The sequence below is a fragment of the Paraburkholderia kururiensis JCM 10599 = LMG 19447 genome (assembly GCF_003986935.1).
Lineage (GTDB): Bacteria > Pseudomonadota > Gammaproteobacteria > Burkholderiales > Burkholderiaceae > Paraburkholderia > Paraburkholderia kururiensis.
In genome coordinates, this window is the sequence record NZ_RJZE01000006.1 from 269,699 (window position 1) to 291,115 (window position 21,417).

A 21,417-nucleotide genomic window follows, 5' to 3' on the forward strand; every position below is an offset into this window, starting at 1 on the left:
CAAGCTGTCTGCCGCCGGGTCGCTAGAATAGCGTCCTGGGTGTGAAAACAGGCGGCCGGTGCATCGAATAAGGGCCGCAGGCGGATCGCCGCGGCCCTTATGCATTCCGCGCGGCCGCCTCTCCCGGCCGCATTGCGCCGCACCGCTTTCGCACCATCGAAGCATCCGACAGCACCGCGCGTCGTTTTATCGCCTCAGTTATTCGCAGTTATTCGCAGTTCGTCACCGCCATGCCGAAAAACGTCCCTCATCCGGGCGAGCCGAAGCGCCCGCGCGCCACGGCGCAGCAAGCCGCGCCCAACGCAGCGCCGGCCGCACCCGCGGCACCCGCACCTCAGGCGGCGGCCGGACTGGCCGGCCTCGGCGCATTGCGCGACGCACTGAAGGCCGATGCCGCGCGCCGTGAACGCGAGCAGACGGCCGCCGCGCAGGTACGCCGCGAAGCCGCGGCAGACGCGGACCTGTTCCGCCGCGAGATCGGCGCCGTATCGCCGCTCGCCGCTGCCGCGCGCGCACCGCGCACCGTCGCGCCGCCCGTGCCGCTGCCCGTGCAAACGCAGCGCGACGAAGAAGCCGTGCTGCACGAAGCCATTTCCGACGAATTCGACCCCGAAGCCCTGCTCGATACCGACGACACGCTCTACTACCACCGCCCCGGCATCAGTGCCGAGGTCGTGCGCAAGCTGCGGCGCGGCGCGTGGATCGTGCAGGCGCAACTCGACCTGCACGGCATGCGCCGCGACGAGGCGCGCGAGGCGCTGCAGACGTTCATCCGCGAATCCGTGAAGCGCGGCCTGCGCTGCCTGCGGGTGATCCACGGCAAGGGGCTCGGTTCGGTGGGCAAGGAGCCGGTCCTGAAGGGCAAGGTCCGCACGTGGCTCGTGCAGAAAGAGGAGGTGATCGCCTTCTGCGAGGCTCGGGGCCACGACGGTGGATCGGGCGCCGTGCTCGTTCTGCTGCAACCGCAGCTCGCAAGCCCGCAAAGCGCCGCGATCAAACCCGGATTCGAGCCTTGAGCCGGGCCCTCATTCAGGCCTCGAATCAAGCCACGAATCAGGCATCGACCCGAGCCTCGAATCCAGCCGCCACGGAGCACCGGTGATTCATCCGCGCCTCACGCTCGCGCTCTCCCTCATGGAAGCGCTCGCCATCTTCGCCTACGCCATCTCGGGCCTGATCGAGGCGCGCAAGCGCCGGCTCGACGCCGTCGGCATGTTCCTCGTCGCGATGGCGAGCGCGTTCGGCGGCGGCACCGTGCGCGACGTGCTGCTGGAGCGCCGGCCGTTCTACTGGGTCGAGCATCAGGACTACGTCATCGCGATCTTCGTACTCTCGCTCTTTGCGCCGTGGCTGCTCAAGTGGGCCACGCGGCTGATTTCGGAGCGCACGCTGCTCGTGGCCGACGCCATCGGTCTCGGGCTCTTCAGCATTTCGGGAACGTCGCTCGCAATCGACGCCCAGTTGCCCTGGTTCACCTGCGTGATGATGGGCGTGGTGACGGGTGTGTTCGGCGGCGTGCTGCGCGACGTGCTCTGCAACGACGTGCCGCTCATCCTGCGCGACTCGCGGCCCTATGCGACCTGTGCGTTCGCGGGCTGTTGCCTCTACGTGCTGCTCGCCCGAAGCAGCTTCGACAACGTCTATAGCGTACTGATCGCGACCGCCTTCATTCTGCTGGCGCGGCTCATCACGTTCCGGCTCGACGTGCGGCTGCCGCACTGAGCCGCGCGCGTTTCACACGAATACGGCGCACCAAACGAATCGAGGCGCCCGGCTAATGCCTGGGCGCCTCGATTCACATCACAACCCTCTCTCGCCGATCAAGCGATCCGCTCTTCCGTCGCCGGATCGAACAGCACGGCCTTCGACACATCGAACAGCAGCGTCATGTTCGAGAGCGGCTGCGGGTTCGAGCCCGGGTGCACGCGGCTCACGATGCGCTTGCCGTTCACCTGCGCGAACACGAGCGTGTCCGGGCCGGTCGGCTCGATCACGTCCACCTTCACCTCCACCGCCTGCAACTCGCCGCCGTGGCCGTTGTGCGAGCTGCGCGCGTCGGTAATGCGCTCGGGACGCAGGCCCAAAATCACTTCGCGGCCCACGTGCGACTTCAGCTTGCCCGCCTCGAACGGCAGGTTCAGCACGGAACGGCCGACGCCCGTGTCGAGCTCGACGCCCACGCCCGTGCCCTGCTCCACCAGCTTGCCCTGAATGAAGTTCATGGGCGGCGCGCCGATGAAACCGGCGACGAACAGGTTCGACGGCGAATCGTAGATGTCCTGCGGTGCGCCGAACTGCTGGACGATGCCGTCCTTCATCACCGCGATGCGATCGCCCAGCGTCATCGCTTCGATCTGGTCGTGCGTCACGTAGACGATCGTCGTGCCGAGGCGCTGATGCAGCAGCTTGATTTCCGAGCGCATCTCGATACGCAGCTTCGCGTCGAGATTCGAGAGCGGCTCGTCGAACAGGAACATCACCGGGTCGCGCGCAAGTGCGCGGCCCATCGCCACGCGCTGCCGCTGGCCGCCCGAGAGCTGGCCCGGCTTGCGGTCGAGCAGGTGCTGGATCTGGAGCATCTGCGAGACGCGGTCCACGATGCGGTTCTGCTCGTCCTTCGGCACCTTGCGGATGTTGAGGCCGAACGAGATGTTGTCGCGCACCGTCATGGACGGATAGAGCGCGTACGACTGAAACACCATCGCGATGTCGCGGTCTTTCGGCGAGAGGTTGTTCACCACCTTGCCGTCGATCGAGATCTCGCCCTTCGTTACCGTCTCGAGGCCCGCGATCATGTTGAGCAGCGTCGATTTCCCGCAGCCCGAGCCGCCCACGAGAATCAGGAACTGCCCGTCTTCGATGTCAATGTTGACGCCCTTCAGAACCGGCACCCCGTTCGGGTAGGTCTTGTACACGTCACGGATGGAAAGACTTGCCATGCTGTGAATCCTCTTCTCTCTGATAGGGTGTCAGCCCTTCACCGCGCCGGCGGTGAGGCCGCGCACGAAGTAGCGGCCGGCGATCACGTAGACGAGCAGTGTGGGCAGCGCGGCGATGATGGCGCCGGCCATGTCGACGTTGTATTCCTTCACGCCGGTGGACGTGTTGACGAGGTTGTTCAGCGCGACCGTGATCGGCATCGAATCGACGCCCGAGAACACGATGCCGAACAGGAAGTCGTTCCAGATCTGCGTGAACTGCCAGATCAGGCAGACCATGAAGATGGGCAGCGAAACCGGCAGCAGGATGCGCGTGAAGATCGTGAAGAAACCCGCGCCGTCAATGCGCGCCGCCTTCACGAGTTCGGCGGGCACGCTCACGTAGAAGTTGCGGAAGAACATCGTGGTGAACGCGATGCCGTACACCACGTGCACGAACACGAGACCCGTGATGGTGTTGGCCATGCCGAACATGCCTTGCACGCGTGCCATGGGCAGCAGGATCACCTGGAACGGAATGAAGCAGCCGACCAGCAGCATCGTGAAGAGCGCGTCCGCGCCGCGAAAGCGCCAGTGCGTGAGCACGTAACCGTTGAACGCGCCGATCAGCGACGAGATCAGCACCGCGGGCACCACCATGCGCACGGAGTTCAGGAAGAACGGCTTCATGCCGTCGCAGCGCACGCCCGTGCAGGCTTCGCTCCACGCCTTCACCCACGGCGCCACGGTCCAGTGCGACGGCGGCGTCAGCAGGTTGCCGGTACGCAGCTGGTCGATGTCCTTGAACGACGTGGACACCATCACGTAGATCGGGAACAGGAAGTAAAGCGCGAACAGGATCAGCGCCGCGTAAATGACAGCGCGGCTGATCGTCATTCCAGTACGCGCCGGGCCGCTCCCAAGCGTACTGGAAGCCCCCACGGGGGGCAGCGAACGCGGGGGTTGTTGCACGTCAGGCTGCATTGCGGGTGCTCCTCGATTCCATATACATGAGCGGCACGAGCACCGCGACCACCGTGGCCAGCATCATCACCGAAGACGCCGCGCCCACGCCCAGCTGTCCGCGGTTGAACGAGAACGTGTACATGAAGATGGCGGGCAGCGACGACGAGGTGCCGGGGCCGCCGGCCGTCAGCGCGACGACGAGGTCGAAGGTCTTGATCGTGATGTGGCAGAGAATCAGCAGCACGGAGAAAAACACCGGGCGCATGCTCGGAATCACGATCTTGCGATAGATGGTGGGCAGCGTCGCGCCGTCCACCTGGGCCGCCTTGAAGATTTCGCTGTCCACGCCGCGCAGACCGGCGAGGAAGAGCGCCATGACGAAGCCCGTGGACTGCCACACGGCGGCAATCACGATACAGAAGATGGCCTTGTCGGGGTCGCCCAGCCAGTTGAACGAAAAGCTCGTCCAGCCCCAGTCGTGCATCACTTTCTCGAGGCCGAGGCCGGGGTTCAAGATCCACTGCCACGCCGTGCCCGTCACGATGAACGACAGCGCCATCGGATACAGGAAGATCGCGCGCAGCGCGCCTTCGTTGCGAATCCGCTGGTCGAGCAGGATGGCGAGAAACAGGCCCAGCGCCACGCAGATCCCGATGAACGGGATGCCGAACCAGCCGAGATTCTGCGCCGAGGTCCACCACACGTCGTTCTGGAAGAGTTCGCTGTAGCGGGCGAACCCGACAAAGTCGTAGCGCGGCATCAGTCGCGAGTTGGTGAGCGACAGATAGCCGGTGATAAGAATGAAACCGTAGATGAAGACCAGGCTGATCGCGATGCTGGGCGCGAGCACCAGCTTCGGAATCCAGCGGTCGGCAAGCGCGGCCATGGGCGACGCGCGGCGGGCCGCGGCGTTCTTTCCGTTTCCGCTAAGAGAGGCAGCCACTACTCGACTCCTGAGCTATGCCGGCGCCTCATGCTGCGCCAGCTGATGTGACTCTGTTGCACTGCAACCGCTCAACGAAACGCCCGGTATGCGCGAGCGTACACCGGGCGTTCCGTATTGCACATTTACTTCGTCTTTGCCGCCTTCGCGAGCGCTTCCACCGCGCTCTTCGAGTCTTGCGACGAGTTCATGAACTTCGTCACGACGTCGGTGATGGCACCGGCCGTGGCATCGGGCTGAGCCATGCCGTGCGCCAGCGACGGCACGTAGCCGCCCGACTTGATGGCCGTCTGCTCATCCGCGTAGGACTTCTTCGCGCAGTCGTCGAACTTCGCCATGGAAACGCCGAGGCGCACCGGGATCGAGCCCTTGTAGAGGCTGAACTGTTCCTGGAAGGCCGGGCTCATGATGGTCTTCGCGAGCGCGAGCTGGCCCGGCGTTGCGGCGCTTTGGCCCTTCTGCTGGAAGAACACGAACGAGTCGACGTTGAACGTATAGGCCTTCTCCGTGCCCGGCACCGCGGCGCAGATGTAGTCGCTACCCGGCTTCTTGTTCGCGTTTGCGAACTCGCCCTTCGCCCAGTCGCCCATGAACTGCATGCCGGCCTTGCCATTGATGACCATGGCCGTGGCGAGGTTCCAGTCGCGGCCCGTGCGGCCGCTATCGAAGTAACCCTGAATCTTGCGCACCGTATCGAACACCTGGAGCATCTTGTCCGAGGTCAGCGTCTTCTGGTCGAGGTCGACCAGCGCCTTCTTGTAGAAGTCCGCGCCCTGCGAGAGAACCACGTCTTCCCACAGCGTCAGGTCTTGCCACGGCTGGCCGCCCATCGCGACCGGCATGATGCCCGCGGCCTTCATCTTGTCGGCAACGGCGAAGAATTCCGGCCACGTGGTCGGCACCTTGCCGCCCACCTTGTCGAGCGCCGCCTTGTTGATGTACAGCCAGTTCACACGGTGCACCGAGAACGGCGCGGCAACGTAGTGGCCGTCCGCGTGCATGATCTTGTCGATTTCAGGCGGCAGGTTCTTCTTCCAGTCCGTTGCGGCCGAATCGATGTTCACGAGCACGCCCTGCTGCGCCCATTCCTGGATCAGCGGGCCCTTGATCTGCGCCGCGGTGGGCGCGTTGCCCGAGATCACCTGCGTCTTGAGTGCCGTCATGGCTGCCGCACCCGCACCGCCCGCCACCGCAAAGTCCTTCCAGGTGTAGCCCTGCTTCTGCATGTCGTCTTTCAGGACGCCGACCGCCTTCGATTCGCCGCCCGAGGTCCACCAGTGCAGCACTTCGACCGACTCGGCCGCCTGCACCGCCGACACGCCACACATCAGACCTGCGGCGCACAGGGCGCCCATGATCGCACGGAATTTCATTGCTTATCTCCTCCAGACACCTGAACAAAAAACGATGAGCCCCTGATGTCGCCAGGGTGCGATGGTTGGTTCAAACAGGCAAAACACTGGGCGGTCGGGCGTCGGTGCTGACCTGCGGATGCAGGGCCGCGTGCCGGTGTCCGGCCGCGGGACGCTCAAGAGATGAGTGGTTCGGAATGCAACTGACTGTCTCCTCTTCTGGTTTTCGCCAGCACCGGGTACGTTGCCCGATCCGGTGGCTGGCCCGAGGTACCGCGTGCGTCACACGGAGCGATCCTTGCATCACGGCGGCCCGGCAGGCGAGCCATACAATGCGCGAGTGCGTTGTCCGTTAACATGCAGGAACGTTCCGCTCCTTCGGGAAAACACGTACACCGCAGGCGGCGCACGGCTTTTTTATCGAATGAGCGTTACCTCTTGATTTGGATTGTAGTTAAACTACAATTCAGTGTCAAAAAAAACTTTATCGGACTACGGCCGCGTCTGACGGCCCTCAAGGACTGGCGACGGAGACTCATGCAAACCGATTCAAGCTTCACCTTCGTGCTGTTCGGCGGCACCGGCGACCTGTCGATGCGCAAGATCCTGCCGGCCCTCTATGAAGCCCACCGCGCGGGCCTGCTCGCCGAAGCCGGCAAGATCGTCGCGGTCGCGCGCCACGAGGACAATCGCGACGCGTACCTCGCGTGGGTCAACGAGCACGTGAAGCCGCATGTCTCGAAGAACGGGCTCGACGAGGCAGCGTGGACGAGTTTTCTTGAGCGTGTGCTCTACGTGAAGCTCGACCTGTCGCGTCCCGAAGACTTCGGCGTGCTGCGCGACGCAGTGGGCACGCTGCCCGGCATTCGCGTGTTCTATCTCGCCACCGGCCCGTCGCTCTTCGTACCGATCTGCCGTGCGCTCGCTTCGGTAGGGCTCAACGAAAACGCGCGCATCGTGCTCGAAAAGCCGCTCGGCTACGACCTGCGTTCGTCGAACGCGATCAACGACGCGGTGGGCGAGATCTTCGCCGAAGGCCAGATCTACCGGATCGACCATTACCTCGGCAAGGAACCGGTTCAGAACCTGCTCGCGCTGCGCTTCGGCAACGCGCTCTTCGAGCCGCTGTGGCGCCGCGAATGGGTGGAAAGCATCCAGATCACCATCGCCGAAGAACTCGGCGTGGAAGGCCGCGGCGACTTCTACGACAACACCGGCGCGCTGCGCGACATGGTGCAGAACCACCTGCTCCAGTTGCTCTCCATCATTGCGATGGAGCCGCCGCACTCCATGGATGCCGACGCCGTACGCGACGAGAAGCTGCGCGTGCTGCGCTCGCTCAAGCCCATCGACCCGCGCGACATCAGCAAGGTCGCGGTGCGCGGCCAGTATCATGCGGGCGGCATTCGCGGCACGCCGGTCCCGGCCTACTCCACCGAGAAAGGCGTGAAGCCCGACAGCACGACAGAAACGTTCGTTGCCCTGAAGGTCGAGATCGAAAACTGGCGCTGGGCCGGCGTGCCCTTCTTCCTGCGCACCGGCAAACGGCTCGCCGACCGCGTCGCGGAAATCGTCGTGAACTTCCGCCCCGTGCCGCACTCAGCGCTCGGCGCGACGGCATTGCGGCCCGGCGCGAACCGGCTCGTCATCCGCCTGCAGCCCAACGAAACAATTCGCCTGTATTGCCTCGCCAAGCAACCCGGCGAAGGCATGAATCTCGCCAGCGTTCACCTCGACCTCGCGTTCGACCAGTTCTTCCGCGAAGGCCAGATGGAGGCGTACCAGCGTCTGCTGCTCGACGTCATCAGCGGGCGCCTCGCGCTTTTCGTGCGGCGCGACGAGCAGGAAGCCGCGTGGCGCTGGGTCGAGCCGATCCTTGGCGAGTGGGCCAACTCGAACAAGCCGCCGAAGCCGTATGCGGCGGGCACCTGGGGACCGGCGGCATCGAGCGCGATGCTGGCACAGCACGGCACCTGCTGGCTGGAAGAAGAGAATTGATGGATTCGCGCGGGGCGACGGCCCTCGCGCGGAACGCGTAACCTGCGTCGTTCCGCGCGGCGGCCGCACTGCATGATCCGCCCCGCACCACAAGAAAGCAGCATGGAGGAGAAGTGATCGAGCTTCACGCTTTCGACGACCCGCGCGTCCAACGCGACGCGCTGGCGAGAGCGGTGGGCGACGCATTACAGGCGTCGCTTGCTGCTCAGGCGGCCGCGCCCGTGACCGGCGCACGCCACGCAACGCTTGCCGTTTCCGGCGGCACGAGCCCCCGTCCGTTCCTGCAGGACCTCTCGACCCATGCCTTCGACTGGGCGCACATCGACGTGACGCTCGTGGACGACCGCTGGGTGCCCGAGACCGACAGCGCGAGCAACGCGCGCCTCGTGCGCGAAACGCTGCTGCAAAACGCGGCGCAGCACGCGCATTTCCTGCCGCTCGTCGACGTCTCGCAGACGCTCGACGCCCACGTGGCCGCGCTCAACGCCGACGCGCAGCGCAAGCTGCCCGACGTCGCGGTGCTCGGCATGGGTGAAGACGGCCACACCGCGTCGATCTTCGCGGATGCGCCCGAATGGGACTTCGCGATCTCGACGCCGCGGCCGTTCGTCGCCGTGCATCCCGGCAACGCGCCGCATGCGCGCGTGAGCTGGTCGCTCAGCGCGTTGAAGCAGGTGGATCGACTGTTCCTGCTGATCGCGGGCGAGCGCAAGCTCGAAGTTCTCCAACAGGCCGCCGCGGTCCAACAAAAAAACGCCATTTCGATGTTGGCGAACGACAAGGGAGTGAGACTCGATGTCTACTGGTGTGCAAACTAGAACAGCCCCCGGCGCGGGCCAGCACGCCGACGGACCGAGGCTGCTCGCCGACATCGGCGGAACCAACGCACGCTTCGCGTTGGAGACGGGACCGGGCGACATCTCGCAGGTCATGGTCTACCCCTGCGCCGAGTACCCGGGCGTAGCCGAGGTCATCAAGAAGTACCTGAAGGACACGAAGATCGGCCGCGTGAATCATGCGGCCATCGCGATCGCGAACCCCGTGGACGGCGATCAGGTCCGCATGACCAATCACGACTGGAGCTTCTCGATCGAAGCCACGCGACGCGCGCTCGGCTTCGACACGCTGCTCGTCGTCAACGACTTCACCGCGCTCGCCATGGCGCTGCCGGGCTTGACCGACGCGCAACGCGTGCAGGTGGGCGGCGGCCAGCGCCGGCCCAACAGCGTGATCGGCCTGCTCGGGCCGGGCACGGGCCTTGGCGTGTCGGGCCTCATTCCCGCCGACGACCGCTGGATCGCGCTCGGCAGCGAAGGCGGCCACGCGAGCTTCTCGCCGCAGGACGAACGCGAAGACCTCGTGCTGCAGTACGCGCGCAAGAAGTGGTCGCATGTGTCGTTCGAACGTGTGGCCGCGGGGCCTGGCATCGAAGTGATCTATCGGGCGCTCGCCGCGCGCGACAAGAAACGCGTTGCCGCTTCGCTCGATACCTCGGAGGTCGTCAAGCGCGCGCTGCAGGGCGACGAGCTCTCGGCCGAAGCCGTGGAATGCTTCTGCGGCATTCTGGGCACGTTCGCCGGCAACATCGCGATGACGCTGGGGTCGCTCGGCGGCATCTATATCGGCGGCGGCGTGGTGCCGCGGCTCGGCGAGTTCTTCGAGCGCTCGTCGTTCCGCCAGCGCTTCGAGGCGAAGGGCCGTTTCGAGACCTATCTCGCCAACATTCCGACCTACGTCATCACCGCCGAATACCCGGCGTTCCTCGGCGTCTCGGCAATTCTCGCGGAGCAGTTGTCGAATCGCGCGGGCGGCGGCTCGTCGGCCGTGTTCGAGCGCATCCGCCAGATGCGCGACGCACTTACGCCCGCCGAACGCCGCGTGGCCGATCTTGCGCTCAACCATCCGCGCTCCATCATCAACGACCCGATCGTGGACATCGCGCGCAAGGCCGACGTGAGCCAGCCCACCGTGATCCGCTTCTGCCGTTCGCTCGGCTGCCAGGGGCTCTCGGACTTCAAGCTCAAGCTCGCCACCGGTCTCACCGGCACGATTCCCGTGAGCCACAGCCAGGTGCACCTGGGCGACACCGCTACGGACTTCGGCGCAAAGGTGCTCGACAACACCGTCTCGGCCATCCTGCAGCTGCGCGAGCACCTGAACTTCGAGCACGTGGAACGCGCCATCGAGCTGCTCAACGGCGCGCGGCGCATCGAGTTCTACGGGCTCGGCAACTCGAACATCGTCGCGCAGGACGCACACTACAAGTTCTTCCGCTTCGGTATCCCGACGATCGCTTACGGCGACCTGTACATGCAGGCGGCGTCCGCGGCGCTACTCGGCAAGGGCGACGTGATCGTGGCGGTGTCGAAGTCGGGCCGCGCGCCGGAACTGCTGCGCGTGCTCGAAGTGGCAATGCAGGCGGGCGCAAAGGTGATCGCGATCACCTCGAGCAATACGCCGCTCGCCAAGCGCGCAACGGTGGCGCTCGAAACCGATCACATCGAGATGCGCGAGTCGCAGCTTTCGATGATCTCGCGCATCCTGCACCTGCTCATGATCGACGTCCTCGCGGTGGGCGTGGCCATTCGCCGTGCAGCGCCGGACGCCGAAGTAAGCGAGGCGGTGGCACGAGCCCGCGAAAGCGCCGACGACGACGCGAGCGCGGTGCTCGACTGGCTGAGCCACGGCGCGGCGTACTCGGGGAAGGACTAGGAACGGCGGGCGGCTGAGCGCATAACGCTGCCGCCCGCACGATGAAACAACAAGGGCCGTGATGCTTCGTTGCATCACGGCCCTTTTGTTTTGTGTGCCCGGGTCGCTTCCCGGCCGTCGCGTGCGCAGTGCGCAGCCTTTAGGGCGCGACGCGTCCCGTCGCCGACCCCGAGACCGGCCGGTCATGCCAGCGCACGAGCAGCAGACGGCCCGTGTAGCACAGCAGCCCTGCGGCGCCGATCGTGAAGCCCATGCCCGTGGGCGTCGTGTCGTGCCAGAGTCCGACCACGATGCTCGCCAGCGCGCCCAGCGCGAGCTGCATTGCGCCGAATACGGCCGCCGCAGCGCCGGCATTGTGCGGATAGCGATGCATCAGGTCGGTCGCGCAGTTTGCCGACAGCAGCCCGACCACGCCCACCACGAAGAACAACCCCGCAACGATCGACCACAAACCGCCCCACCCCGTCACGCAGACGAGTGCGACGAACAGCGACGCGATGCTGCTCACGGTGGCCGCCACGGAGATGAGCCGCAGCGAGCCGAAGCGACCTACGAAATGCGTGTTGAGGAAGTTGCCGATCATGATGCCGAACACGTTCGCGCCGAAGAAGAAGCCATAGCGCTGCGGCGAGACGTGAAAGTGTTCGATGTACACGAACGGCGTGGCGGAGATGTACGTGAACATCGACGCGAACGCCATGCCGCCGCACAGCATGTGCCCCCAGACCACGGGGTCGCGCAGCAGCCGGCCGTACGCAGCGAACGACTTCAGCACGGCCGGGCTTGCACGCTTTTCGCGCGGCCACGTCTCGGGCACCCGCAGCCACGCGGCGGTAGCGCACAGCGCGCCGAACAGCGTCAGCACGGCAAACACCACGCGCCAGCCACCGAGTAACAGCAACTGGCCGCCAATCAGCGGCGCAAGCAGTGGCCCGACCGCCGTGACGATCGCGACCATCGAGAGCACGCGGGCCGCGTCGGCGGGTTCGTGGGCATCGCGCGCAATGGCGCGAGCCAGCACCGACGCCGCGCCGGCGCCGAGCGCCTGGAGAAAACGCACGAACACGAGCGAGCCGACCGAGAACGAGAACGCGCAGGCCACGCTCGACAGCGTAAAGAGCGCGATGCCGCCGAGCAGCACCGGCCGCCGGCCATAGGCGTCCGAAACCGGGCCGTACAGCAGCATGCCGATCGAAAAGCCGGCCATGAAGCTCGTGAGCGTGGACTGCGCCACGCCGGGCGCCACGCCGAATGTTTGCGCGATGGCGGGCAGGCTCGGGAGATACATGTCGGTAGCGAGCGGCCCGCACGCGGCAAGCGCACCGAGCAGCAGGATCAGCCGGGCATCGGGCCGGCGTCTGACGACGTGAGACATGGGAATCCGGAAGAATCGGCCTGTTCCCGCAACGCTACGGCGGCGGTTCAGGCCTTGTGAAAGGCGGAGCAGAGCCGATTGTAACCCGGTGCTTAATCCGCACGCGGCTTGCCGCTTCGATGCGTTAAGCTCGCGGTTTCCTTCCCCTTGCGCCTCGAAACAGCCAGCATGACCGCCTTCCTGTTGATCTGGAGCCCGAAGAAGTGGCCGTGGCCGGAGTTGCCGGACGTGGCGCGGCGCGTTGCCGCAGGCGAAGCCGTCGCCGACGTCTGGGGGTGCGGCTTCGCCCGCGGCATCCTGCCCGGCGACCGCGTGTTCCTGCATCGCGTGGCGTCGGAGCCGCGCGGCCTGTTCGGGTCGGGATACGTCACGCGCGCGCCCTACGAGGGGCCCGATCCCGCCTACAAGCGCGGCTATCGGCTCTGCATCGATTTCGTCTACGACTGGCTCGTCGATGCGCACGAAGAAGTCGTGATCGGGCGCGAGGCGCTGCGCGAACATCCGTTTTCCGTGCAGACCTGGGACGCGCAGAGTTCGGGCACGACCATCAAGCCGATTGCCGAAGGGGCGCTCGAAAAGCGCTGGGCGGCGCTCACGGGCAAGCGGCCCGTGCCGGGGTCGCTGCCGGCGGGGCCGTCGCCCCGGCGGCGGTAGCGCGCGCCACAGGCAGCGGCCCGGCTCGCGGCGCGGGAGTCCGGTACAATTTCGAGGAACTATCCGGTCGCAGCGCCTCGCCGGGCGCGCCCGGGCATCGGCAGCAGGGAACGCGCGGCAAGGCGCACGAAACAAGACGCACCACCCCGTGCACACAAGACGCCCACCGCAGCGACGACGCCCTTCATTCACGCCCGACGCGCATTTCAACGCTCATTCAACGTCACAGCAGGTCAGGTCACTCATGTCCAGCACCCAGTCCAGGAATCAGGCTCTCTTCGAACGCGCCCAGCGCACCATCCCCGGCGGCGTCAATTCGCCCGTGCGCGCTTTCCGTTCCGTGGGCGGCACGCCGCGCTTCATCGAACGCGCAGAAGGCCCGTACTTCTGGGATGCCGACGGCAAACGCTATATCGACTACATCGGCTCGTGGGGCCCCATGATCGTGGGCCACGTGCATCCCGAGGTGCTGGAAGCGGTGCAGCGCACGCTGGTGAAGGGCTTCTCGTTCGGCGCACCCACCGAGGCCGAAATCGAGATCGCCGAGGTGATCTGCAAGCTCGTGCCGTCGATGGAACAGGTGCGCATGGTGTCGAGCGGCACCGAGGCCACGATGAGCGCGCTGCGTCTTGCGCGCGGCTTCACGAACCGCAGCCGCATCGTCAAGTTCGAAGGCTGCTATCACGGCCATGCCGACAGCCTGCTCGTGAAAGCGGGCTCGGGGCTGCTCACGTTCGGCAATCCGACTTCGGCGGGCGTGCCCGTCGACATCGCGAAGCACACCACGGTGCTCGAGTACAACAACGTCGCCGCACTCGAAGAGGCGTTCAAGGCATTCGGCAACGAGATCGCGGCCGTGATCGTCGAACCCGTGGCCGGCAACATGAACCTCGTGAAGGCGACGCCGGAGTTCCTCAACGCACTGCGGCGCCTCACGAACGAGTACGGCGGCGTGCTGATCTTCGACGAAGTGATGTGCGGCTTTCGCGTGGCGCTGGGCGGCGCACAGCAACTCTTCGGCATCACGCCGGACCTCACGTGCCTCGGCAAGGTGATCGGCGGCGGCATGCCCGCGGCGGCATTCGGCGGCCGGCGCGACATCATGGCCCACCTCGCGCCAACGGGCGGCGTCTACCAGGCGGGTACGCTGTCGGGCAATCCGGTGGCGGTGGCGGCGGGCCTGAAGACGCTCGAACTGATCCAGGCGCCGGGCTTCTACGAGCGCCTTGGCGCACAAACGGCGCGGCTCGTGCGCGGCCTTGCCGATGTGGCGCGCGAAGCCGGCGTGCCGTTCGCGGCCGATTCGCTCGGCGGCATGTTCGGCCTCTATTTCACGCAGCACGTACCCGAGAGCTTTGCCGACGTCACGAAGAGCGACATCGCGCGCTTCAACGCGTTCTTCCACAGGATGCTCGACGCCGGCGTGTACTTCGCGCCGTCCGCGTACGAAGCGGGCTTCGTGTCGAGCACGCATGGCGACGACGTGATCGACGAGACGATCGACGCTGCGCGCGGCGCGTTCGCCGCGCTCGCTGCCTGATCGATGCCCGCCTTGGCGGCCCGGCCGCCGTGCCCTGCTCGCCCTTACTGAACGCCGCCGCGGAGAAACCCAGCCGATGTTCTCGCAAACCGACTTTGTCCACATGCAGCGCGCGCTGACGCTTGCGGCGCGCGGTCTCTACACCACGGACCCGAATCCGCGCGTGGGCTGCGTGCTGGTCAAGAACGGCGAGGTGATCGGCGAAGGTTTTACGCAGCCCGCAGGCCAGGATCACGCTGAAATTCGCGCGCTGAAAGACGCGCGCTCGCGCGGCAACGATCCGCGCGGCGCCACCGCTTACGTCACGCTCGAACCGTGCAGCCACTTCGGCCGCACGCCGCCGTGCGCGAACGCACTGATCGAAGCCAAAGTGGCGCGCGTGATCGCGGCGATGGAAGACCCGAATCCGCAGGTCTCAGGCCGCGGGCTCGGCATGTTGCGCAACGCAGGCATCGACGTGCGCTGCGGCCTGCTCGCAAACGAAGCGGCCGAACTCAACATCGGCTTCGTCTCGCGCATGACGCGGGCACGGCCGTGGGTGCGCATGAAAGTCGCGGCCTCGCTCGACGGACGCACCGGCCTGCCTTCCGGCGAAAGCCAGTGGATCACAGGCGAGGCCGCGCGCGCCGACGGACACGCCTGGCGGGCGCGCGCATCGGCCATTCTCACCGGCATCGGCACGGTCAAGGAAGACAACCCGCGCATGACCGTGCGCGCCGTGGAAACGCCGCGCCAGCCGCGGCGCGTGCTGATCGACAGCAAGCTCGAAGTGCCGCCCGACGCGCACATTCTGGCCGGCCCGCCCACGCTGATCTTTTGCGCCGCGCTCGACGAGCGCAACGCAGAGCGCGCCGAAGCGCTGCGCGCGCGGGGCGCCGAAATCGTCGCGCTCGCCAACGAGCACGGCAAGGTGAACCTGCCCGGCATGCTCAAGGAACTGGCCGAACGCGGCGTGAACGAACTGCACGTCGAGGCGGGCTACAAGCTCAATGGCTCGTTGCTGCGCGAAGGCTGCGTGGACGAACTGCTCGTTTATCTGGCGCCCACGCTGCTCGGCGCAAATTCGCTCAGCATGGTCAACGTACTCGCGCCCGACTCGCTCGAACAGCGCATGCGCTTCGAGTTTCACCAGGTGGAGCGGATCGGCACCGATCTGCGCATCCTCGCGCGCCTCACGCCCGCTCAACCTTCGCACTGACAACACTGACAGGGAACGACACGATGTTTACGGGAATCGTCGCGGCAGTGGGCCGCATCGAATCGATCCGCCCGCTCGGCACCACGCCGGACGCGGGCGTGCGCCTCAGCGTGGACGCAGGCAGCCTCGATCTCGCGGACGTGCAGATCGGCGACAGCATCGCGATTCAGGGCGCCTGCATGACCGTGATCGAAAAGACGGCGCGCAGCTTCGACGTGGACGTGTCGCGCGAAAGCCTGAACCGCACCGTGGGCCTGGCCGAAACCGGCGAGGTCAACCTGGAAAAGGCATTGCGGGCACATGACCGGCTGGGCGGCCATATCGTCTCGGGCCACGTGGACGGTTTGGGCCAGGTCACGCGCTTCGCGCAGGTAGGCGAGTCGCACGAGTTGCGCGTGCTGGCGCCGCGCGAGATTGGCCGCTATCTGGCGTACAAGGGCTCGATTACGGTGAACGGCGTGAGCCTGACCGTCAATTCGGTGGAAGACCGCGCCGACGGCTGCGAATTCTCGATCAACCTGATTCCGCACACGGTCGAGGTCACCACGCTCAAGCATCTGGCGGCAGGCACACGGGTGAATCTCGAGGTGGATCTGATTGCGCGGTATGTGGAGCGGATGCTCGGGACGGCTCAGGATGACTATAAGCCGTTGAAATGATTCAGTTCTTGGCGCGTTGACTGTCTATTGTTGTATCGCTGAATCTCGCTGAATCTACGGTTTGGTGACGGTATTTCTGACGGTATACGGCCGTTTTCTGTGGTTCGTATACCGTCACGCCTCCAGGAGACGCGTGATCGACATGCTGAATTCGGCTGCCTGCCATGCCGGCATTGGGGCTGGGTAACTGGACGCGACTTTGTCGAACGACGCTATCGAGAGTTGGAGATCCATACGCTGCACCCGGCAGAAAAGCAGTCTGCAAGTTTCTGACCTTCCCCCTCTGAAGTATCCCACTGTAAAGTTAGTGGCAAGGCCGCAGGAAAACCCTTGTCATGAAGAGGTCCCGGTTCAGCGAAGAGCAGATAATCGGGGTGCTGAAGGAAGCCGACGCAGGCATGAAGGTCGCAGACCTGCGCCGCAAGCACGGCATATCGGATGCGACGTTCTATAACTGGCGTAGCCGCTACGGCGGCATGGATGTGTCGGAAACGCGACGATTGCGGCAACTGGAGGAAGAAAACCAGCGGCTCAAGCAGCTGGTGGCCGACCAGGCACTGGACATCCGGGTTCTGAAGGACGTTCTCGGAAAAGGAGTGAGTTCGCCCGCGCAGCGCCGGGAAATTGTGCAGCAGGTGATTGACCAGCACGACTATTCGGAGCGCCGGGCGTGCGCGCTCATTGGCGTGAACCGCCGGACGTTCCGACGGCCGGTGCTGCCTGACGCCGACCGCGAAGTTCGGCAGGCTGCGCGAGCTGGCACAGGAGCGGCCACGGTTTGGTTCGCCCCGCCTGCATGTGTTGCTCCGCCGGGAGGGTCTGGTCCAGAACCACAAGCGCACTGAGCGGCTGTACCGCGCAGAAGGCCTGTCGCTTCGCCTGAAACGTCGAAAGAAGCGCCCGGGGCATCTACGCGCGGTAATGCCGGCGCCCGGCGGCGCAGACGAAAGCTGGGCGATGGACTTTGTTGCTGACGCACTGGTGCATGGCCGACGCATTCGCATGTTGACCATCATCGACGCGTGGAACCGCGAGTGCCCGCACATCGAGGTCGACTTCTCGCTCACCGGTGTTCGCGTGGCGCGTGTGCTCGAGCAGTTGCGGCAACGCGGACGATGCCCCGGCCTGATTCAGGTGGATAACGGACCGGAGTTCGTCAGCAAGGCGCTCGATGCCTGGGCGCACGAACATGGCATCAGGCTGCAGTTCATCCGTCCAGGCAGGCCGGTGGAAAACGCGTACATCGAAAGCTTCAACGGCCGACTGCGCGAAGAATGTTTGAACAAGCATGCGTTCGTCAGTCTCGATGATGCGCGCAGGCGAATTGAAGCGTGGCGCACTGACTACAGCTCGGTGCGCCCGCATAGTGCCTTAGGGCAACTGGCGCCGGACCAATTCCGGCAACTGCATTAACCGAAAACCGGCAAGCCCACTAACTTACGAGTGGTGTACTCGAAGGGGTAAGGTCACCGGCTGCCTGACATCATGAGGGATCGCTCAGGCTCGATATCAGATGACATCCACAGGTTGCGCGATGGCCATGTCGCGCGATCGGAATACCATCGTCCGTCATTGACGTGTCCCCCTCGATGATGACATTCGGCTTCGTGTCAGGGTGTTTCGGGCAAGACACTTCGTCGCCCTTACGGGCGACGAAACGACCATCGAAGCTCATGGTGGACGACGCAGTGATAACTTTTCCACCATGATCAGTATCGTCGTCGATGCGTATCAAGTTCATCATTGATGTGTCGAAATCAAGAACGCAATATCGGCCGAACCAGATGCAGCTCAACGTGGCTGACAGCCATCAAGAGTCTTCGTTACCGGCGCCACCTTCTCGCCGTCGTCGCTCAGCACGAACATCCTTTCGCGGCACTCGCCCGGTTTTCCGGGGATTTGCTCGATGTGGTACTGGGCGATCACCAACCTGCTGTCCGGGTGACTAAGCAATTCAGTTACGTAGTTACGTCCGTCACTGGTCTTTTGCGGCTTTTCTCCATCCGACGAGAACATGTCCAGAGCCTTGGAGTCCTTGCCCGTGGCCAAGTCCGACAACGTGTAGTAACGACACTCCGTTCCGCAACTGTGGAGCCCAATGTAGTACTTGCCCGCAAAATTAACCCTTGGAGGAGAAACCTCCTTCCCCATGTCGTCCCTCCACGTGTCGCCTGATTTGACGTAATAAGAGGGAGTGTGAATGTTCCCGTTGTATATCGGCGAGGGATAGTCCGAAAACTTGGGTGCAGCGGCACCTTCGGCCGTGAAGGCCCGGGCATTGCAGGAGACGATGCCTAGAAAGACCACGAAAAAGAACCTTGCGCGCATTGCAACTCCGGTCATTTGATCAAATCATCCAACTCACCGACAGGAACGGCCAGATCGCTATTTCCGCTCAATTCATCATCGAGATACGTAGAAAATTTCTGATTGACGGTGTTCATACTTACACCACCCTGGCCGTACATATCCCCGGGCAAGCTGGCCCATTCCTTGTTACATCCGTCATCGAATATAGCTCTCTGAATATCACCTTTCTTTATATCTTCAATTGCGTTTCTCTTGAATTTCAACAAAACCACGCAAAATCGATCTTGCGATGCAGGTGTGAAATTATCGATCCCATACTGCTGTCGGTAACTTATGAACGTTGGATCGTCCCATGTGTAGCCCATGACCTGGTACGCTCCCGCAGCGGTCGATTTCAGCGTTTTGCCACGACTGTTTGTCCGCGTTATGAGGATCTTCGGGTGATCACTGAAATCTCGACCATAGTTCTTGATAAATGACTCCCCGCCGAACAGTCTTTCGTAACCGGCCTCTCCTTCAGTCCCCTCCCCCACTCGAATCATTCGAAGAAAAGCGCGAACACGCGCCTCTTCCAGAGTTAAGTTTTTCGACGCAAAATTCCCGATCAGCCCGATCGGATGGATATGATATACGACTGGCGAATCTGGGAAACCATTAACGGTGGCGACTTTATTCCACCACTGAAGTTTCTCGATACGCTCGAGCTCGCTTTGCCAGATCTGCTTGTGCTCCTTCATGAGCGCCGACAGCTGGTCCCATTTCCCCATACTGCCGCCCCATTCGCTTTCGTAGCGCACGATCAGATGTGATAGTGCTTCTGCCAGCCACGGGATCTCCTGCGCCTTCGCCAGCTCGGCTGCGGTTAATGTGCCGTTTCCATCGTGGTCGATGGCCTTTTCCAGCTTGGTAATGAGTTCGCTGCTGTTTACGCCCAACGCTGAGGGCTTGAATTCGTCTTCCTCCCCGTCCAGCAGTTCTTTGGTCACGTAGACCGCCCGCTTGAACGAGTCGACGATCGAGATGCTGGTGTTATCAACGATCTCAAATCCGGGCCATGCCCACTGGCTCTGCCACGACGTGTTCGGATGACCTTTATCGCACACCCAGCCTGTAGTGCTGTCGCCCTTTCCGGTCCCGATGGTGATTTTCCACCAGTGCTGCCGTTGGTCGTCTTCGGCCGATTCGATCTGTTGCAATTCGCTTTGTGTGAATACGTCCTGGAACGTTGCTGCCGGCCCTTTGGCATTCGCAAGCTTCAAAGGGAATTCGTTCCAGCCGTCGGTGACACGCTCGGTTACCTGGCCGCTCAATGATCGCTCGACCCACAGCGGATTGCCCTTCGGCGTGCCGTTTGCCTTGTGTTTCGCATGATGAGTATGCGAATGACCGGAGGTGCCCGACGTAGGCATCTGCATTGGTTGCACCCTCACCCACGGGCCCTTCGAAGGGCTGCCTGCAACGGGTTTGAGCGTGAGGCCAATATCGATGGTCTGGTCGGGTTCCGACGGGGTCACCAGCATTGCCCCCGGCGACACAACCAGCATAGTCTTCGGGAGACTATCGGCCCGAGAGCGGCACCTGTCGATGAATGCCTTGAGCTTGTCGCCCGCGAAGACTTCCAGATGCAGTAGCGGCCTGGAAGCCTGTGGAGGTAATTGCGTTGATTCGCGATATCGCAGGAAATGTCCAAGATGGCCGATCTTGTCGCCCGCCTTGACCGGAAACGGCGTGTCAAGCACGACGACTGCATCGAGCGGATTCGGCGTAATCTTCGAATCCAGTTCATCGATATAGACCCAGCCTGTTGCGGCGGTGACGGGAGGGTCCTCGCTCTCAGTTGCGGCAACGGGACTACCCTTCTGCACTTTATCGATGCGCGCCCAGCCGCTCTTTGCGGTGCCGACAACTGTGATTTCGCTACCGCGAGGCAACAGTCCGATGATCTTTCCCTGCGGAAGTTCACGGATATGAAGGCCTGTGATGGAGGGTGTCTGAACCCGTACCTGAAAGTCGTTGGCGATCAGGTCGCCGATGGGGTCCCCACTCACAGATTCCGGCACTCTCGCCGCTGCCTGCGTATCTTTCGCCTTGCTACCCACCACGAAGCATCGGTCACCTTTCCAGAAAGGCATTCGCTGGACGGCGGGTGTGCCGTTTGCCGTATCAGCATCTTTGCCGGTCGACTGGTAATGCGCCCAGTCGAGCAGGTGCATGTAGAGGCTGTAGAACTCCAGAACGTCGTCCGAAGGCGGCTCCGCGGTAGTTGCCGGCAGTGCTGATGTCGAGGCGCCTTGGGCACTAGGCGCTTGCGACAATGATTGCGTTCCAGAGGAAGTGGATGGTGGTTGTGACGTAGGAATGGCGAGCTTGTGCCGTACCAGCACGAAGCTCGTTGAGTACAGCCCCTTCCTGCCATCCGGATAGTCCAGTTCCGGATACTTGCTGTCGAGCCTGTAGGCGACGATCTCGCCATCTGCGATGACGCTGACGCCTTCGTCCTGCTTCAGCATCCCTTCGGTACCTTTGCCGAAATGGATACCGCCATGCCAGATGCCGTTCGCCCCGAGCGGAAAGAAGCCATCTTCGGCCTTGCCCAGTGCCTCGAAACAGGATTGGGCACCGACTGCTCTCGCGTTGTTCGGTGCGAACGGATAACTCCAGTTCCTGAGCGGCTGGAGCGGCTGGGGCGCGGCAGTCGTCGGGGGCGGCGCCGGTTTGTTATGCGTATCGTTCTTCGTGCTCATGGTCTGCGATCATTCTGTGGGTACCGGGTTGCGTTGCGGACAGGCTTC

At 63.9% G+C, this 21,417-nt stretch carries 18 protein-coding genes; 10 read left to right on the plus strand and 8 right to left on the minus strand.

What is annotated here, in order from left to right:
* Positions 1 to 230 precede the first annotated feature (230 nt).
* Positions 231 to 1,016, plus strand: a complete 786-nt coding sequence (locus PKKP23_RS09685; RefSeq protein ID WP_126876714.1) for a Smr/MutS family protein — start codon at positions 231 to 233, stop codon at positions 1,014 to 1,016.
* Positions 1,017 to 1,101: 85 nt separating this feature from the next.
* Complete coding sequence (locus tag PKKP23_RS09690) at positions 1,102 to 1,722, plus strand: trimeric intracellular cation channel family protein (protein ID WP_126876736.1); 621 nt, start codon at positions 1,102 to 1,104, stop codon at positions 1,720 to 1,722.
* Positions 1,723 to 1,820: 98 nt separating this feature from the next.
* Here the strand turns inward: PKKP23_RS09690 and PKKP23_RS09695 are convergent, their stop codons facing one another.
* From PKKP23_RS09695 to PKKP23_RS09710, 4 genes are all read right to left on the minus strand, one after another.
* A complete protein-coding gene (locus tag PKKP23_RS09695; RefSeq protein WP_017774513.1) occupies positions 1,821 to 2,939 on the minus strand; it encodes an ABC transporter ATP-binding protein in 1,119 nt (372 codons plus the stop codon).
* A 30-nt stretch (positions 2,940 to 2,969) separates the two neighbouring features.
* Positions 2,970 to 3,815 (minus strand): carbohydrate ABC transporter permease, encoded by an 846-nt coding sequence (locus PKKP23_RS09700; protein ID WP_017774512.1) that lies wholly within the window; start codon positions 3,813 to 3,815, stop codon positions 2,970 to 2,972.
* A 76-nt stretch (positions 3,816 to 3,891) separates the two neighbouring features.
* Positions 3,892 to 4,827: a carbohydrate ABC transporter permease gene (locus PKKP23_RS09705; protein ID WP_026121374.1), complete on the minus strand. Its 936-nt coding sequence runs from the start codon at positions 4,825 to 4,827 to the stop codon at positions 3,892 to 3,894.
* Positions 4,828 to 4,952: 125 nt separating this feature from the next.
* On the minus strand, positions 4,953 to 6,200 hold the full coding sequence (locus PKKP23_RS09710; protein WP_017774510.1) for an ABC transporter substrate-binding protein: 1,248 nt from the start codon (positions 6,198 to 6,200) through the stop codon (positions 4,953 to 4,955).
* A 516-nt stretch (positions 6,201 to 6,716) separates the two neighbouring features.
* Here PKKP23_RS09710 and zwf point away from each other — a divergent pair.
* From zwf to PKKP23_RS09725, 3 genes are all read left to right on the plus strand, one after another.
* A complete protein-coding gene (gene zwf, locus PKKP23_RS09715; RefSeq protein ID WP_017774509.1) occupies positions 6,717 to 8,177 on the plus strand; it encodes a glucose-6-phosphate dehydrogenase in 1,461 nt (486 codons plus the stop codon).
* A 113-nt stretch (positions 8,178 to 8,290) separates the two neighbouring features.
* The gene (pgl, locus tag PKKP23_RS09720) at positions 8,291 to 8,995 is read left to right on the plus strand and encodes a 6-phosphogluconolactonase (RefSeq protein WP_126876715.1); all 705 of its coding nucleotides are present in this window, start codon (positions 8,291 to 8,293) and stop codon (positions 8,993 to 8,995) included.
* Positions 8,973 to 10,889 (plus strand): bifunctional transcriptional regulator/glucokinase, encoded by a 1,917-nt coding sequence (locus PKKP23_RS09725; RefSeq protein WP_026121373.1) that lies wholly within the window; start codon positions 8,973 to 8,975, stop codon positions 10,887 to 10,889. The genes pgl and PKKP23_RS09725 overlap by 23 nt, the downstream gene beginning before the upstream one ends.
* A 139-nt stretch (positions 10,890 to 11,028) precedes the next feature.
* Here the strand turns inward: PKKP23_RS09725 and PKKP23_RS09730 are convergent, their stop codons facing one another.
* Positions 11,029 to 12,264, minus strand: a complete 1,236-nt coding sequence (locus tag PKKP23_RS09730; RefSeq protein WP_126876716.1) for a Bcr/CflA family multidrug efflux MFS transporter — start codon at positions 12,262 to 12,264, stop codon at positions 11,029 to 11,031.
* Between the two features lie 168 nt (positions 12,265 to 12,432).
* Here PKKP23_RS09730 and PKKP23_RS09735 point away from each other — a divergent pair, with 168 nt between their 5' ends.
* The 5 genes from PKKP23_RS09735 to PKKP23_RS09755 all read left to right on the plus strand — a co-directional run bounded on the left by PKKP23_RS09735 (position 12,433) and on the right by PKKP23_RS09755 (position 17,728).
* Positions 12,433 to 12,918, plus strand: a complete 486-nt coding sequence (locus PKKP23_RS09735; protein WP_126876717.1) for a hypothetical protein — start codon at positions 12,433 to 12,435, stop codon at positions 12,916 to 12,918.
* 244 nt (positions 12,919 to 13,162) lie between these two features.
* A complete protein-coding gene (hemL, locus tag PKKP23_RS09740; RefSeq protein ID WP_126876718.1) occupies positions 13,163 to 14,458 on the plus strand; it encodes a glutamate-1-semialdehyde 2,1-aminomutase in 1,296 nt (431 codons plus the stop codon).
* A 76-nt stretch (positions 14,459 to 14,534) separates the two neighbouring features.
* Positions 14,535 to 15,656, plus strand: coding sequence for a bifunctional diaminohydroxyphosphoribosylaminopyrimidine deaminase/5-amino-6-(5-phosphoribosylamino)uracil reductase RibD (gene ribD / locus PKKP23_RS09745; RefSeq protein ID WP_126876719.1), 1,122 nt, complete (start codon positions 14,535 to 14,537; stop codon positions 15,654 to 15,656).
* Positions 15,657 to 15,679: 23 nt separating this feature from the next.
* Positions 15,680 to 16,315, plus strand: a complete 636-nt coding sequence (locus PKKP23_RS09750) for a riboflavin synthase (protein ID WP_017774502.1) — start codon at positions 15,680 to 15,682, stop codon at positions 16,313 to 16,315.
* A gap of 335 nt (positions 16,316 to 16,650) precedes the next feature.
* A protein-coding gene (locus tag PKKP23_RS09755; RefSeq protein WP_420873207.1) for an IS3 family transposase occupies positions 16,651 to 17,728 on the plus strand; the annotation gives its coding sequence in 2 pieces (ribosomal slippage) (positions 16,651 to 17,048 and positions 17,047 to 17,728; 1,080 coding nt in all).
* A gap of 70 nt (positions 17,729 to 17,798) precedes the next feature.
* Here PKKP23_RS09755 and PKKP23_RS09760 read toward each other — a convergent pair.
* The 3 genes from PKKP23_RS09760 to PKKP23_RS09770 are packed head-to-tail and all read right to left on the minus strand — an operon-like array spanning position 17,799 to position 21,369.
* Positions 17,799 to 18,059: a PAAR domain-containing protein gene (locus PKKP23_RS09760; protein WP_081601851.1), complete on the minus strand. Its 261-nt coding sequence runs from the start codon at positions 18,057 to 18,059 to the stop codon at positions 17,799 to 17,801.
* Between the two features lie 47 nt (positions 18,060 to 18,106).
* Positions 18,107 to 18,658, minus strand: a complete 552-nt coding sequence (locus tag PKKP23_RS09765) for a hypothetical protein (protein WP_240658850.1) — start codon at positions 18,656 to 18,658, stop codon at positions 18,107 to 18,109.
* Complete coding sequence (locus tag PKKP23_RS09770) at positions 18,655 to 21,369, minus strand: glycoside hydrolase family 24 protein (RefSeq protein WP_126876720.1); 2,715 nt, start codon at positions 21,367 to 21,369, stop codon at positions 18,655 to 18,657. Before PKKP23_RS09770 ends, PKKP23_RS09765 begins: the two co-directional genes overlap by 4 nt.
* Positions 21,370 to 21,417 lie beyond the last annotated feature (48 nt).